At 44.8% G+C, this 14,659-nt stretch carries 14 protein-coding genes; 9 read left to right on the top strand and 5 right to left on the bottom strand.

What is annotated here, in order from left to right; translation table 11 throughout:
* Nucleotides 1–81 precede the first annotated feature (81 nt).
* A complete protein-coding gene (locus tag DSM107010_RS19050; protein ID WP_106168533.1) occupies nt 82–690 on the top strand; it encodes a GNAT family N-acetyltransferase in 609 nt (202 codons plus the stop codon).
* 87 nt (nt 691–777) lie between these two features.
* Here the strand turns inward: DSM107010_RS19050 and DSM107010_RS19045 are convergent, their stop codons facing one another.
* From DSM107010_RS19045 to DSM107010_RS19030, 4 genes are all read right to left on the bottom strand, one after another.
* Nucleotides 778–1,353 carry a hypothetical protein gene (locus tag DSM107010_RS19045; protein ID WP_106168532.1) on the bottom strand — a complete coding sequence of 192 codons (576 nt, stop codon included), beginning with the start codon at nt 1,351–1,353 and terminating at the stop codon, nt 778–780.
* Between the two features lie 64 nt (nt 1,354–1,417).
* The gene (locus tag DSM107010_RS19040) at nt 1,418–2,647 is read right to left on the bottom strand and encodes a type II secretion system F family protein (protein ID WP_015153785.1); all 1,230 of its coding nucleotides are present in this window, start codon (nt 2,645–2,647) and stop codon (nt 1,418–1,420) included.
* An 85-nt stretch (nt 2,648–2,732) separates the two neighbouring features.
* Complete coding sequence (locus DSM107010_RS19035; protein ID WP_106168530.1) at nt 2,733–3,857, bottom strand: type IV pilus twitching motility protein PilT; 1,125 nt, start codon at nt 3,855–3,857, stop codon at nt 2,733–2,735.
* Nucleotides 3,858–3,988: 131 nt separating this feature from the next.
* Nucleotides 3,989–5,998 (bottom strand): GspE/PulE family protein, encoded by a 2,010-nt coding sequence (locus DSM107010_RS19030; RefSeq protein WP_015153787.1) that lies wholly within the window; start codon nt 5,996–5,998, stop codon nt 3,989–3,991.
* Between the two features lie 294 nt (nt 5,999–6,292).
* Here DSM107010_RS19030 and grpE point away from each other — a divergent pair, with 294 nt between their 5' ends.
* From grpE to gshB, 8 genes are all read left to right on the top strand, one after another.
* A complete protein-coding gene (gene grpE, locus DSM107010_RS19025) occupies nt 6,293–7,057 on the top strand; it encodes a nucleotide exchange factor GrpE (RefSeq protein ID WP_015153788.1) in 765 nt (254 codons plus the stop codon).
* Entirely contained in the window at nt 7,058–7,207 is a 150-nt protein-coding gene (locus DSM107010_RS38560; protein ID WP_158631818.1) for a hypothetical protein, read from the top strand. It begins immediately after the preceding gene.
* Nucleotides 7,185–9,098 (top strand): molecular chaperone DnaK, encoded by a 1,914-nt coding sequence (gene dnaK, locus DSM107010_RS19020; protein WP_015153789.1) that lies wholly within the window; start codon nt 7,185–7,187, stop codon nt 9,096–9,098. Before DSM107010_RS38560 ends, dnaK begins: the two co-directional genes overlap by 23 nt.
* Nucleotides 9,099–9,328: 230 nt before the next feature.
* Nucleotides 9,329–10,462 (top strand): molecular chaperone DnaJ, encoded by a 1,134-nt coding sequence (dnaJ, locus tag DSM107010_RS19015; protein ID WP_106170634.1) that lies wholly within the window; start codon nt 9,329–9,331, stop codon nt 10,460–10,462.
* The gene (locus DSM107010_RS19010; RefSeq protein ID WP_015153791.1) at nt 10,459–10,710 is read left to right on the top strand and encodes a sulfurtransferase TusA family protein; all 252 of its coding nucleotides are present in this window, start codon (nt 10,459–10,461) and stop codon (nt 10,708–10,710) included. The genes dnaJ and DSM107010_RS19010 overlap by 4 nt, the downstream gene beginning before the upstream one ends.
* An 83-nt stretch (nt 10,711–10,793) precedes the next feature.
* Complete coding sequence (gene rsgA / locus DSM107010_RS19005) at nt 10,794–11,900, top strand: small ribosomal subunit biogenesis GTPase RsgA (RefSeq protein ID WP_106170631.1); 1,107 nt, start codon at nt 10,794–10,796, stop codon at nt 11,898–11,900.
* 45 nt (nt 11,901–11,945) lie between these two features.
* Nucleotides 11,946–12,218 (top strand): glutaredoxin 3, encoded by a 273-nt coding sequence (gene grxC, locus DSM107010_RS19000; RefSeq protein ID WP_015153793.1) that lies wholly within the window; start codon nt 11,946–11,948, stop codon nt 12,216–12,218.
* Between the two features lie 4 nt (nt 12,219–12,222).
* Complete coding sequence (gshB, locus tag DSM107010_RS18995; protein ID WP_015153794.1) at nt 12,223–13,194, top strand: glutathione synthase; 972 nt, start codon at nt 12,223–12,225, stop codon at nt 13,192–13,194.
* 57 nt (nt 13,195–13,251) lie between these two features.
* On the opposite strand, the gene recA is transcribed toward gshB, so the two are convergent.
* On the bottom strand, nt 13,252–14,328 hold the full coding sequence (recA, locus tag DSM107010_RS18990; protein ID WP_015153795.1) for a recombinase RecA: 1,077 nt from the start codon (nt 14,326–14,328) through the stop codon (nt 13,252–13,254).
* Nucleotides 14,329–14,659 lie beyond the last annotated feature (331 nt).

Below are 14,659 nucleotides of genomic sequence, written 5' to 3'. Positions count from 1 at the left end.
AGTAGACGGGAAAAATAAGATTATTAAGGCTAATGCACCTACCACACTTTTAAACGCACAAATTTGAATGCATGAATCTCAATGCAAGAAACATCCCCAGTAGAAATATCTATTCGTCAGGCTCGTACTAGCGATCGCGATCGAATCATCCAGTTGCATAGTCAGTCAATTCAGCAACTTTGTACGGCTGATTATAACCCTGCACAAATTCAAGCTCTGCTAGAAGATAAAAAAGTGTATGGAACAAAATCGTGGGGTGATGTTGTCTTAGTAGCAGAGTATGGCGAAGAAATTGTAGGGTTTTCGGCTTTGATGCAGGGTACGGTAAGTGCAATGTACGTCCATCCAAAATGGACTCGACAAGGTATTGGTAGACGTTTATTACAGACGATTGAACGAGAAGCTATATTTCGGCGATGGCAATGGTTATTTGTGAAAGCTTCTATTACGGCTGTACCTTTTTATCAAGCTTGCGGCTATCAAATTCTACATCCCACTCAAATGATGGTTGCTCGTAGAGAGTGGGTTCCTTGTGTTGATATGCAAAAGCAATTAGTGGCAACAATTAGCCAACAGCAATTGCCTTCTCGACAAGCAGAGACTTGTTGGCAAATCGTGCAATCATGTTTAGTTGGTTTAATTGTATTAGTCGCGATCGCAAAGATGATGCAATGGTTTTTACCTCGATAGCGATCGCATTTGATTACAATATATTTGTAGGGGCGCACAGCTGTGCGCCCCTACTTTTATCTGTTCTGGTTTCATTGTTGTCTCCTTTCATCTAGCCGGATTTTCAGGAAATGCCTCTTCTAGATCTCCTACTGAAGTTGGAATGCGATCGATAAAAGGTAAACTAGCTCCTTGTAAACCCCGTTTAATCCGTTCTGGAGTTTCAGGAAAAATGATAAATAGCGGATAAATGCTATTCGCTCCTTCACTAAAAATGTGTTGATAAGGAAGAGGCATAATCCACTCGTATTCTTTATCTAATAACACTTGGGTTTGTCGCCAGCGTCCTAAGAAATCGGAAAAATCTTCATTGGGACGATAAATAAATAGAAAAATTTCTACTCCAGTTTTAATTTTCCACTCTGGATCGCACATGAGAAAAGCGATATCACAGGGTAACAGAGTCGTTTCTGTAACTTTGATTGCTTGACGTTCTTTACTAGTTGATGTAAAGTTTCGCAGCCGAATTATAGGTAGAGGAATCGGAATGACACTTTCATAAGGACGGCGCAAACTTGGAAGCATTTCTAAATAGGGACGATGCTGCTTCAGTAAGGCGATCGCTGCTAGGCGATCGCTATACTCTGCCAAGCACTCTTCATAACAAGCTTTTTTAATACTCATAATTTCATCGGTTAATAGTTAGTAGTTAATGGTCAAGAGAGATCGCTAACTACTAACGATTCGCTTAACCCAACTTTTCAAATACCTTGAACATGGGTAGGTACATCGAGAGAAGAATTCCTCCAACCATACCACCTAAAACTACAATCATAATTGGTTCAATAATACTAGTGAGGGCTTTAACAGCTTGCTCGACTTCATCTTCATAGAAATCAGCAACTTTCATTAACATACTATCCAGTTCACCCGTTTCCTCGCCAATACTAATCATCTGAATTGCCATCACGGGAAAAACTCGTTCTTTTTGTAATGCTAAACTAATCATTCCTCCTTGTTGAATCTCTTTACGCGCTGCATCTACAGCATTAGCAATTATCTGATTGCCAGCCGTATCGCGAACGATTTCCAGAGCAGTTAAAATTGGTACTCCTGAACGAGTCAAAGCACCAAAAGTACGACTGAAAAGGGCTACAGACGATTTTTGAATTAAGTCACCAAACAATGGAACTTTCAGAGAAATTCGGTCAATGGTCTCCCGACCCAGCCGAGTTTTGTAATACTGTCGATAAACAAAACTACCACCAATAAAAACTACTACAGGAATTATCGCACTTGGACTTCTAAGAACTGCGCTGATCCACAACATAAATTTGGTCAGTTCTGGTAATTCTACTCCTAATTGCTTAAAAATATCAGCAAAAATAGGTATGAGAAATATAGTCATACCAAGAAAAATTAGTACGGCTATAATTCCAACTGCAATAGGATAGGTTAAAGCAGATTTAATTTGGTTTTGTAGTCGAGCGCGATCTTCCAACAACTTAGATAATCGGTTCATGACTTCATCAAGAACACCACCGACCTCTCCAGCTTGTACCATACTGACATACATGTAATCGAAACAACCTGGGTGTTTCCGCATTGCTTCAGACAAATTCATTCCCTGCTGTACATCAGAACTAATGTCAATTAAAGCTCCTTTCAGTTTTGGGTTAGTACACTGTTCCGCCATTACACCCAGGCTTCTTACAATGGCTACACCTGCGTTAATTAGAGCAGCAAACTGACGAGAAAAAACAGCTTTATCTTTAACAGATACCTTTGCAAGAGCTGCTTGGAGCGGTGCTAAGCTGAGATTACCACTCAACTTAAATTCTTCTGCTTGTTTTAGTTCTTGAATAAAAAGACCTTTCGATCTCAAACTAGAACGTGCTGCTGCTATTGTGTCAGCAACAACTTTTTCTTTTTTAGCGTTTCCTTTCGCATCACGAACGCGAGCAACAAATGTAGGCATGTCTTAGATCTTTTAGGAGATAGAGAATATGGAAGTTGTAGAGATACAAACTATATATCTCTACAGATGATTTTCTAAGAATTAGTTAATGCATAGAAGTACCTGCTCTCATACCAGCTTTTGCACCGACTCCTGGAGTATTACCAATCAAGCGCTGTAATTCATCTGGCTTAGATGTTTTAGACATTGCTGCTTCAAACGAAATTAGACCAGTTTTATACTGATCTGCTAAAACTTTTTCCAATGTTTGCATACTCAAATTTCCTCCAGTTTGAATTGCCGAGTAAATTTGAGCTGTTTTTCCTTCACGAATTAAGTTAGAGATAGCAGGGGTAACAATCATAATTTCCTGAGCCATAACTCGACCGTATTCGCCTGGTTTAGGGTTCTTTTTAGATACGAGAGTTTGACTGAATACTGCCACAAGTGAGTTAGATAACTGGACGCGAATTTGTTGCTGTTGTTCTGGAGGAAATACATCTACCATCCGGTCAACAGTTTGAGCCGCAGAACTCGTGTGTAGTGTACCAAATACTAAGTGTCCTGTTTCCGCTGCTGAAATCGCTAACTGAATTGTTTCTAGGTCACGCATTTCGCCTACCAGAATTACATCTGGATCTTCCCGTAAAGCTGCTCTAAGAGCATTAGCAAAACTCTTTGTATCTTCTCCAACTTGACGCTGATGGATCACACTCTTGATTGGTTCGTAGACAAACTCAATCGGATCTTCAACTGTGATAATGTGTTCCGCCCGCGTTGTATTAATATTATTAATCATGGACGCTAGGGTAGTAGACTTACCCGATCCAGTTGGTCCCGTTACCAAGACTAATCCTCGTGGTTTTTCCGAGATTTCCCGCACAATACTGGGTAAATTTAAGGTTTCCATGCTGGGAATTTTGGAGGCTAGCGCTCGCAAGCAGGTGGCATACGTACCTCGGTCTTTATAGACGTTGACGCGGAAGCGAGCTAGTCCCTTAATCCCGTAAGAACAGTCAAGTTCCCAGTTTTGTTCTAGAGTTTTGCGCTGGGTATTATTTAACATACTAAAAATTAGTCTTTGACACTGTTCTGCTGTTAGTGGTTCGTGTTCCATTGGAGTCAACTTTCCACTGATACGGATATATGGCGGTAAACCTGCTGAAATGTGTAAGTCCGAACCACCCGAGTTAATAACTTCTTCCATTAAGTCTTCAATCATTAATTCCATAGTTACTCTCCTTGAGAGTTATGTTGGTAATTGGTAATTGGCAATTGGTAATTGGCAATTGGTAATTGGTGGTTGTTCGTTTTGACTTTTAACTTTTAACTTTTAACTTTTGACTTGCCATTACCGATTGTCTAGTCACTAAATCGTGGAGTCATACAATAAGGACACTCAAACCACTCTGGTTGTAGCTCTGCATGACAAGTTTTACACTCTAATGAACTTTTACGTTTTGCTTTCAGTTCCGCTTCCAAACCAGAATCAGTGAAAGTGACGCGCTCTACTTCTTCCAAAGTCGTGTTACCTTGCATCACTAGCTCCAGACTATAAGCTAACAACGTTTTCATGCCCTCTTCTACGGCTGCTTCTTTAATCCGTTCGCTCGGCGCTCCTTCAGTAATTAAATTTTGTAGTCGTTCTGTAACGCGCATAACTTCATATACGCCACAACGCCCTTTATATCCAACGCCAGCGCATTTAGAGCAAAGTTGATTTTTAGCCTTAGCGGCTTGAATTTCTTCTAACTCCAAAGATTTAGCTTTGTAAAGCGTGAGTTCGACATCTTTAGAACTCGCCAGTCCAAACCGAGCTAACTCATCGGCACTGGGAGTATAAGGAATGCGACAATCAGAACAGACGCGCCGCATCAAACGTTGAGCCACAACCCCTAGCAGCGCACCGGACACCATGAATGGTTCTACACCCATTTCGTCTAAACGAGAAATTGCCCCAGCAGCATCATTAGTGTGCAGAGTTGTCAATACTAAGTGTCCCGTCAGTGCTGCCTCAATAGCGGTTTTTGCCGTTTCCTTATCCCGTGTCTCACCAACTAGAATTACGTCTGGGTCTTGTCGTAGAAAAGCCCGCAAAATTGACGCAAAATCCATTCCTTTTTCTCGAATCACCTGGACTTGCGTAATTCCTGGTAGAGAATACTCAATGGGGTCTTCAGCGGTGCTGATATTTACCCCTGGATCGTTGCGTTCTGCCAAAATTGAGTATAAAGTGGTTGATTTACCGCTTCCCGTCGGACCCGTAACCAACAGCAGTCCGAACGGACGACTTGCCAAGTCCCTCACAATTTGCAGGCTCTCTACATCGCTAATTAATTTGTCTAACCCAAGTTGGGTAGATGAGTTATCCAAAATCCGCAAAACAACTTTTTCCCCGTAACGACTGGGTAAGGTGTTGACGCGAAAATCAACTTTTCGTCCTTCAAATACGCGGCGAATACGACCATCTTGGGGTGCGCGTCGTTCGGCAATATCTAATTCAGCAATAATTTTAAATCGAGCTGTCACAGCAGGAACAATTTGTTTGGGTAGGGGGTCAAAAGCCTGCCGCAATACTCCATCTCTACGAAATCGGACGCGCAAGTACTCTTCTTGGGGTTCAATGTGAATATCTGAAACTTTTTCTTGTAACGCTTTGATCAGAATTTTATTCACTAGGGCAATTACAGGAGCAGCATCCGCATCTTTGAGAGATGCACCTAAATCTGCGTCACCCTCCTCTGGTGCATCTTGTAAATCAAGTCCATCTAACTCTACAGTGAAATCGACGGCATTAGCGTTATTTCTTTGATTGTCTGCCTGTTGTTTTTGTTTTTCTACATTTTCATCTAAATATTTAGAAAGAAGTTCTTGGAAGTCTTCTAGTGTAATGACCGTCCTTTGCAATCCAATATCGCGGGGGCGAAGAATACGGTTTAAATTATCTTGGGCATCCAAATTATCTGGATCGACCATTGCGATCAAAATGGACGGAGGCTCATCACTTTTTGATATAGGTAGCAGCCGATAGCGACGACAAATATCAATCGGGATCAAAGAATCGATCAACTCGCCGACTTGACTTGTGCCAATCTGATTGATTTCTGGATCGAGAAACTCTACACCGTAGAGAATTTTTAGCTCGAATAGCTGTTGTTTTTTATATTGTCTAATTAAGTCTGGTGGCAGTTGTCGTCCAGTTATAGCTTCTAAAATCTCCGGTAGCGATCGCCCAGTCGAGCGACTTTCGCTTAAAGCCTGCTTCATCTGCTCTTTACTGACATACCCAGTCTCAACTACTTTGTTGCCAAAAGGAGACAAGTCATTTTTGACAATTAAGGCACGCCGCTGCATTGAAGAGGAGTAAGACATAATCGCTACTAAGATTTTGCATAATCAAGTATTCCCAAATAGAGTGTTCCCAAATCTCAAGAGAAATATTACAGAGGCGAGAAGCAGAAGAAGTCGGAGTTCAGAAGCATTTAACCACTAGCCACTAGCCACTAGTCACTGATGACTGTATTCCCCGTGCAACTGCGCCTGCAATTATTGCATCCTAGAAGAGGTAAGTTTGCGCACAAGCTGAAGGTTAGTGGCTGGAGTAAACCTCATATCTCTAGCCCCTTCCACAGCTACACAGTTGTTAGGATTTAGGATTGGGACATAATGATTGACGAAGAAAAGCAAACGGAATACGCAACTAACCAAGAACCACAACAGCAAACACAGCAAACAACGAACGAGGTCACAACCAAAACAATGGACTCAAATGCATTCGGAGAATTTGAAACACAGGCAAACGCTCCAGAGGGAGATGCTAACGTTGCATCGAACGAGAATCCAGTCGAAGTAGAAAAGCCTGATACCTCCTCCACCGCGCCTGAAGCCGATAATCGAGCTGCTTTGTTAGAAAAGGAGCGGGAGATCGAGTCACTCAAAGCTAGCTTGGAGGAGCGTACCAGTCAATACATGCGCATGGGCGCGGATTTTGAAAATTTTCGCAAACGCACGCTCAAAGACAAAGAAGACTTAGAGCAAAAGATTAAACAGAATACTCTACAAGAAATTCTACCTGTGGTAGATAATTTCGAGCGGGCAAGAGCGCAGCTCAAACCGCAAACCGATGCTGAAATGAATCTTCACAAAAGTTATCAGGGAGTATACAAGCAACTGGTAGATTGCCTCAAGCGGCTAGGTGTTTCGGCAATGCGACCTGAAGGCAAGGAGTTTGACCCGAACCTACATGAAGCGGTCATGAGAGAACCAACAAGCGAGTACCCTGAAGGCACGGTGATTGAAGAATTGGTCAGGGGTTACTACTTAGGCGATCGCGTGTTGCGTCATGCTTTGGTAAAAGTAGCTACTGCCCCAGAAGAAACACCGTCAGAAACGGTAGTAGCAGAAACTCCACCCGAAGTTACAGAAAGTTGAGTGAAAAAATATCTTAGGAGTGAATGCATTGAGACAAATTCTGGGAAATATATCGTAGAGCCAATTTACTGCGTCGATCGCGATCTGGGACGACGCTACATCAATAAAAGCCACCTTACTGCTGAATATGGGAAAAGTTATTGGGATTGACTTAGGGACAACGAACAGTTGTGTTGCCATTTTAGAGGGCGGTCAACCACTGGTGATCCCCAATTCAGAAGGTGGACGAACAACTCCCAGCGTGGTTGGCTTTGGTAAAGCCAGCGATCGCTTGATCGGTCAGTTGGCAAAGCGTCAAGCCGTCACGAATGCCGAAAACACTGTTTACAGTATCAAGCGGTTTATCGGACGGCGTTGGAACGAAACTCAAGCAGAACGCCAGCGCGTCCCCTACAAATCCGTTAGAGGACGCGACGACACTGTAGATGTCCAAATTCGCGATCGCACCTACACTCCTCAAGAAATTTCTGCCATGATCCTGCAAAAACTCAAGCAGGACGCAGAAAATTTTTTGGGAGAAAGCGTAGACCAAGCAGTAATTACCGTACCAGCCTACTTTACCGATGCCCAGCGGCAGGCAACCAAAGATGCAGGCACGATCGCGGGACTGGAAGTTTTACGTATTATCAACGAACCGACAGCCGCCGCTTTAGCTTACGGCTTGGATAAGCAAGATCGAGACCAAACAATTCTCGTCTTCGACTTAGGCGGCGGTACGTTTGACGTTTCTATCCTGCAACTAGGAGACGGGGTTTTTGAAGTTAAAGCCACCTCTGGCAACAATCAACTTGGCGGTGACGATTTCGATAACTGTATCGTGCGCTGGATGATTTCTTGCTTTCAAGACAGTGAAGGTGTAGACTTAACTGCCGACCGCATGGCACTCCAGAGGCTACGAGAAGCAGCAGAAAAAGCCAAAATCGAACTGTCTACCCTTGGCAGCACGACAATTAATTTACCTTTCATCACGGCTGATGCTACGGGACCAAAACACTTAGAACAAGAGCTAAGCCGCGCCAAGTTTGAAGAGTTGGTCTTAGCTCTGATCCAAGCCACGATCGAACCGATGGTGCAAGCCCTCAAAGACTGCGGTTTACGCCCCCCAGATATCGATAAAATTGTTCTTGTGGGTGGTTCCACCCGCATTCCAGCCGTGCAAAATGCCGTGCAAAACTTTTTTGGTGGCAGAACAGCCGAGCGATCGGTCAATCCCGATGAGGCTGTTGCACTAGGCGCGGCAATCCAGGGTGGAGTGTTGGGGGGCGAAGTCGAAGATGTCTTGCTACTGGACGTAACTCCGCTCTCTCTGGGAATTGAGACTTTAGGGGAAGTCTTTACAAAAATTATCGAACGCAATACCACAATTCCCACCAGTAAAGCGCAAATTTTCTCGACTGCTACCGACGGACAAACCTCTGTGGAAATCAAAGTTCTTCAGGGAGAAAGAGCGATGGCGCGAGACAACAAAACTTTGGGAAGTTTTGTACTCACAGGAATTCCTCCTGCTCCTAGAGGCACGCCCCAAATTGAAGTTGCCTTTGAGATCGATGTCAACGGCATCTTAAAAGTGGCAGCATCAGATAAAGGCACTGGCAGAGAACAATCCTTGCGGATCACAAACACGGGTGGGTTGAGTGCAAGTGAAGTAGAACGGATGCGGCAAGAAGCAGAAATGTTTGCCGAGCAAGATCGAAAACGCTTGGAACTGATCGAACTGAAAAACCAAGCAGAACACTTGTTACAAAGTTATTTTGTCACCTTGAGAGATAATAAAGACCTAATTACTGAAGAGTTTAAAGCTCAGGCAGATGAAAAAGTCGCCGTACTCAAAGCAGCCTTTGCCGATCCTGCTTCCACTATTGAAGCAATCGAACAAAGACTGCAAGACTTCCAGCAAAACTTATTTGCTCTAGGAGCCAGCGTTTACGAACAAGCCAATCGCAGTAGCTCTTTTACTTCATCAGGTATGGACGACACCTTCACTTCTTCCTTTGGAGACGATAGTACTTATGCAGTAGACTACGAAGCAATTGAGGAGTAGTCATTTGTTATTTTTGAGTGGCTAGTGGCTAGTGGCTAGTAGCTAGACTCTTTTCTAGTCACCAGCCACTAGCTACTGATAACTGAAAAGGATCGGTTTTGCCACCTTGTTGAAAGTACGGTGATTTGTCTACAGTGATTATGGAACTTTAGTAACTAACGCTGAAACGCGATCGCCGCAGGACAGCAACAGATTCATCCCTCTTCTAACCACTAAACCAGCAGCGCTCTATGGCTCGTGACTATTACGAAATTCTGGGTGTTTCCCGCAGTGCGGATAAAGAAGAAATCAAACACGCCTATCGTCGCCTCGCTCGGAAATATCACCCCGATGTGAATAAGGAAACTGGAGCTGAGGAGCGGTTCAAAGAAATCAACCGAGCTTACGAAGTGTTATCGGAACCGGAAATGCGGGCGCGTTACGATCGCTTTGGCGAAGCTGGTGTCGCAGCTGGTGCTGGGGCAGCAGGTTTTCAAGACTTTGGCGATATTGGCGGTTTTGCTGACATATTTGAAAGCTTCTTTAGCGGTTTTGGTGGTGCGGGCGCTCAAGGTGGGACGCGGCGGCGGAGCGGACCAGTCCGTGGTGACGACCTACGGTTAGATTTGAAGTTAGATTTTAGAGAAGCGGTCTTTGGCGGGGAGAAAGAAATTCGCATTTCTCACCTAGAAACTTGTGAAGTTTGTAGCGGTTCTGGTGCAAAGCCTGGAACTCGACCGCGTACTTGTACGACTTGTAGTGGCTCGGGTCAGGTAAGGCGCGTTACCCGCACTCCCTTTGGGAGTTTTACGCAGGTGTCTACTTGTCCCACGTGTAACGGTACGGGGCAGATGATTGAAGACAAGTGCGAAGCTTGCGACGGGAAAGGTGCGAGGCAGGTAACGAAGAAGTTAAAAATCACCATTCCCGCCGGAGTTGACAACGGTACGCGCTTGCGCATTTCTGGAGAAGGTGATGCAGGCGATCGCAATGGTCCGCCAGGAGATTTATACGTTTACATTTTTGTCAACGAAGACGCAGAATTTCGCCGCGACGGGATTAACGTTCTATCAGAAATTAAACTCAGTTACTTGCAAGCAATTCTAGGCAGCCGCATAGAAGTTAATACGGTAGATGGTCCGACTGAATTGATCGTGCCTGCTGGTACTCAACCAAACACCGTGATGACTTTAGAAACTCACGGCGTGCCGCGCTTGGGTAATCCCGTCAGTCGAGGCGATCACCTCATCACAATCTCAATCGATATTCCCACCCGCATTACTCCCGAAGAACGAGAATTGCTGGAAAAGCTAGCTAAAATTCGGGGCGATCGCACTGGAAAAGGTGGTATAGAAGGATTTTTGGGAAATCTGTTCCACAAATGAATCAATCATTTTTGTCATCTGCCGATGCTCAACTCGATCTACGCGGGACTCCCTGCCCGATTAACTTCGTTCGCACTAAGTTACGATTAGAAAAAATGACTCCAGGCAGCTTGCTGGAAGTCTGGCTAGATCCAGGCGAACCAATCGAGCAAGTGCCGGATAGTTTAACGATGGCAGGGTATCAAATCGAGCAAATTGAAAAACGCGATGGGTTTTTCGCGCTTCAGGTGAGGCATCCTGTGAAATGAATTCGGAATTTGGAATTCGGAATTATTTTCAACGATCTTGGCTATTTGCTAATTTTCTAAGCTTGAGAGTTTGTTAGTCATGCATGAATGATTTGCACAATTCTGAAATTCAACTCATAGAGGACACTTCACCTCTAGTGGGTACGGTAGTAGCAGTACAAGCAAACTACTACTGGGTAAGGTTAGATGCTCCAGGTTCAGAATTAACTACTCCCTCAGCTCCCTCAACTCCCTCAGCTCTCTTGTGTACGCGGCGGGCGCGGTTGAAAAAGCTAGGACAGCAAGTCATGGTTGGCGATCGCGTTGTCATAGAAGAACCGGATTGGGCTGGTGGTCGAGGGGCAATTGGGGAAGTCTTACCCCGTCAAAGTCAGCTCGATCGTCCGGCGATCGCTAACGCGCAGCAAATTTTGCTGGTATTTGCCTTGGCAGAACCAGACCTCGACCCGTATCAATTGAGTAAGTTTTTAGTCAAAGCAGAGTCTACGGGGTTAGAAATTTGTCTGTGCTTGAATAAAAGCGATTTGCTCTCAGTCCAGCAGATTAATAGTTGGCGCGATCGCCTAAATCGCTGGGGCTATCAACCTTTATTTATCAGCGTCCATCAAGGATTTGGAGTCGATCGAGTGAGCCAGCGCCTGCAAGCGAAAATAACCGTCATTGCTGGACCCTCTGGAGTGGGGAAATCGAGTTTAATCAACATGCTAATCCCAGAAGCAGGATTGCGAGTCGGAGAAGTATCGGGGAAACTGTTGCGGGGTCGTCACACGACGCGGCACGTCGAACTGTTTGAATTACCTACAGGGGGATTGCTCGCCGATACTCCTGGCTTTAATCAACCCGATCTTGACTGTACTCCAGAAGAGTTAGCAAGCTATTTTCCAGAAGCAAAACAACGCTTAGCCGTTGCTAGTTGTCAGTTTAGCGATTGCTTGCACCGCGACGAACCCAATTGTGTCGTGCGGGGCGACTGGGAACGTTACCAGCACTATTTGGACTTGTTGGAGGAGGCGATCGCCGATCGAGAACAGCTAGCTCGTCAAGCCAATCCTGAATCGAATTTAAAGCTGAAGACCAAACGGGGTAAAAGTCAGTACGAACCCAAACTAGAAACGAAAAAATATCGCCGCCAGTCTCGCCGGACGCAACAGCAATCTCTCCAGGAGTTATATCGAGAAGCAGAGGAATAGGGTCTAAAATTTAAAAAATATTAACTTAAAAAATTGGAGATTTTTATGGCTCCTAAAGTCGAAATCTACACCTGGAGATCCTGCCCGTTTTGCATTCGTGCCAAACAACTTCTTGCAAAAAAAGGCGTTGATTTTATCGAGTACAGTATTGATGGTGATGAAGCCGCTCGCAAACAGATGGCACACAGAGCAAACGGTCGCCGTTCTGTACCCCAAATCTTTATCGACGACCGCCACATTGGGGGATGCGATGACATTTACGATCTGGATTTCCAAGGCAAACTCGATCCGCTGCTAACCTCGGCTCAAGGAGCGTAAGCCATTGAGTTTAAAACTAGTTTTTATTATCGACCCGATCCACAAACTCGATCCAGGTCACGATACGAGCGTTGCTTTGATGGAAGCAGCGCAAGCTTTAGGACATGAAGTGTGGATAACTCAAGCTAGCCGCTTGGGGGTAGCTGAAGGTAAGGCATGGGCTGTTTTAGAACGCTTACAACTTCAACCCGTGCAGTTGGTGGATGGGCGCTGGGTAGCGGAACTGGTTTGGTACGATTTGAGCGATCGCACCTGGATGCCTTTAGAAAATTTTGATGCTGTGTTCATGCGGACAGATCCGCCTGTAGATATTCCCTACCTCTACGCTACTTACATTCTCGACTTCATCGATCGGAGCAAAACTTTAGTTGTCAATAATCCCCAAGGGTTGAGGGCAGCCAACGAAAAAATGTTTGCTCTACAATTTACTCATTTGATGCCAGAGACAATTGTGAGTGCGGATAAAAAGGTGATTCGCCAATTTTTAGCAACAAGAGGGGCAGCGATTCTCAAACCACTGGGACTCAAAGCAGGTGAAGGAATTATTTATCTTGAAGAGGGCGATCGCAATTTCAACTCAATTGTAGAAATTAGCACTTACCAAGCCAAAATGCCCGTGATGGTGCAAGAATTTATCCCTGCTGCGAAAGAAGGAGACAAGCGGATTATTCTACTCAACGGCGAACCCATCGGAGCTGTGAATCGAATTTCCACCAGCGACGACTTTCGTAATAACATGGCAGCTGGCGGTACGGTAGCCAAAACTGAAATTACAGACCGAGAACATCAGATCTGTAAGGATTTAGCTGTCAGCCTACAACAAAACGGCTTATACTTTGTCGGAATTGATGTTATCGGTGGCTATCTAACTGAAGTGAACGTCACCAGCCCTACAGGGATCCGAGAAATCGATAGACTCAATGGAATTCGTCTGGGAGAAACGGTGATGCAATGGTTGGAAAAGGCGAAGGTTTGATCTAGGAAATGTAGAGACGTTACGTGTAACGTCTCTACTCCGATTCAAACAAAAAAGCTACTCGTCGTCAGACATATCCGTATCTTCGTCTTCATCTTCTTCGTGAGCTTTCACGGAGTTAGCTGAGACTACAGCACCCATGTCGAGTTTTTCTCGGACGAGTTTCTGAATTTCTTGAGCAACCTCAGTATTTTCTTCCAAATACTTAATCGTATTGTCGCGACCTTGGGCAATGTTTTCGCCTTTGTAGCTGTACCACGCACCTTTGCGTACAATTACGCCTGTTTCCTCGGCAATGTCTACCATACAACCTAATGTAGAAATGCCTTTGCCAAAGATAATATCAAACTCGGCGATTCGGAATGGCGGCGCAACTTTGTTTTTAGCAACTTTGACTTTAACGCGGTTGCCGAATTCTTCCGTGCCTTTTTTCAAGGTTTGAATCCGGCGAATATCCAAACGTACAGAGGCATAGAACTTAAGGGCATTACCTCCAGTTGTCGTTTCTGGGTTGCCATAGGTCACGCCAATCTTTTGTCGTAGCTGGTTGAGGAAAATTACGGTACAACCAGATTTACCGATGTTACCCGTGATTTTTCTTAAAGCTTGGCTCATCAAACGTGCTTGCAAGCCGACGTGGGTATCTCCCATTTCACCTTCGATTTCAGCGCGGGGAACTAGCGCGGCTACAGAGTCAACAATCACAATATCCACCGCCGCCGATCGCACTAACTGATCGACAATCTCTAGACCAGCTTCGCCCGTGTCTGGCTGGGAGACGAGGAGATTCTCAATATCTACACCCAAAGCCGCTGCATAAGTTGGATCGAGGGCGTGTTCTGCGTCCACAAAGGCAGCAATTCCACCTGCTTTTTGGACTTCCGCGATCGCGTGGAGTGCTACTGTCGTTTTACCAGAACTCTCTGGACCGTAGATTTCAATTACCCGCCCTTTGGGTAAACCGCCGCCTAGAGCTAAGTCGAGCGTCAACGAACCGCTAGAGATAGTTTCCACGCGCATTCGGGTCGCATCTCCCAAGCGCACGATCGCCCCTTTGCCGAAATTGCGTTCGATTTGATTCAGGACTAGATTCAGGGCTTTTTGCTTGCCAGCAACATCATTGTTAATAGCCATTCGCGCCTCTAGGATAGGAGGTGTAAAAACTTTTACTTAACTAGTTTTAACTAGTGCAGATATACTATTTTAGTAGATTTATCCAGCACAGCATAGCATATATGCTAATTCGTAATTTTGAATTCGTAATTCATAATTGGGGATAATTTGCTGATTTTTGGTTGTTATCTGATTTATATACAAAATTACGTCGGTTTTCTTTTGGCTTTGTTGTTTTCCTTAGCTTACTTGCAGAGATATGATTTTAGGTCACGCAAAGACGCGAAGGCGCTGAGAAGAACGCTAAGAAGAGATCTTCGTATCTACCTTGTCCCCCTTGTCCCCCTTGTCC

The organism is Chroococcidiopsis cubana SAG 39.79, from assembly GCF_003991895.1.
GTDB classification, from domain to species: Bacteria; Cyanobacteriota; Cyanobacteriia; order Cyanobacteriales; family Chroococcidiopsidaceae; genus Chroococcidiopsis; species Chroococcidiopsis thermalis.
The sequence above is the reverse complement of the archived record's forward strand: the minus strand, read 5'-3'. Positions and strand labels throughout refer to the sequence as shown.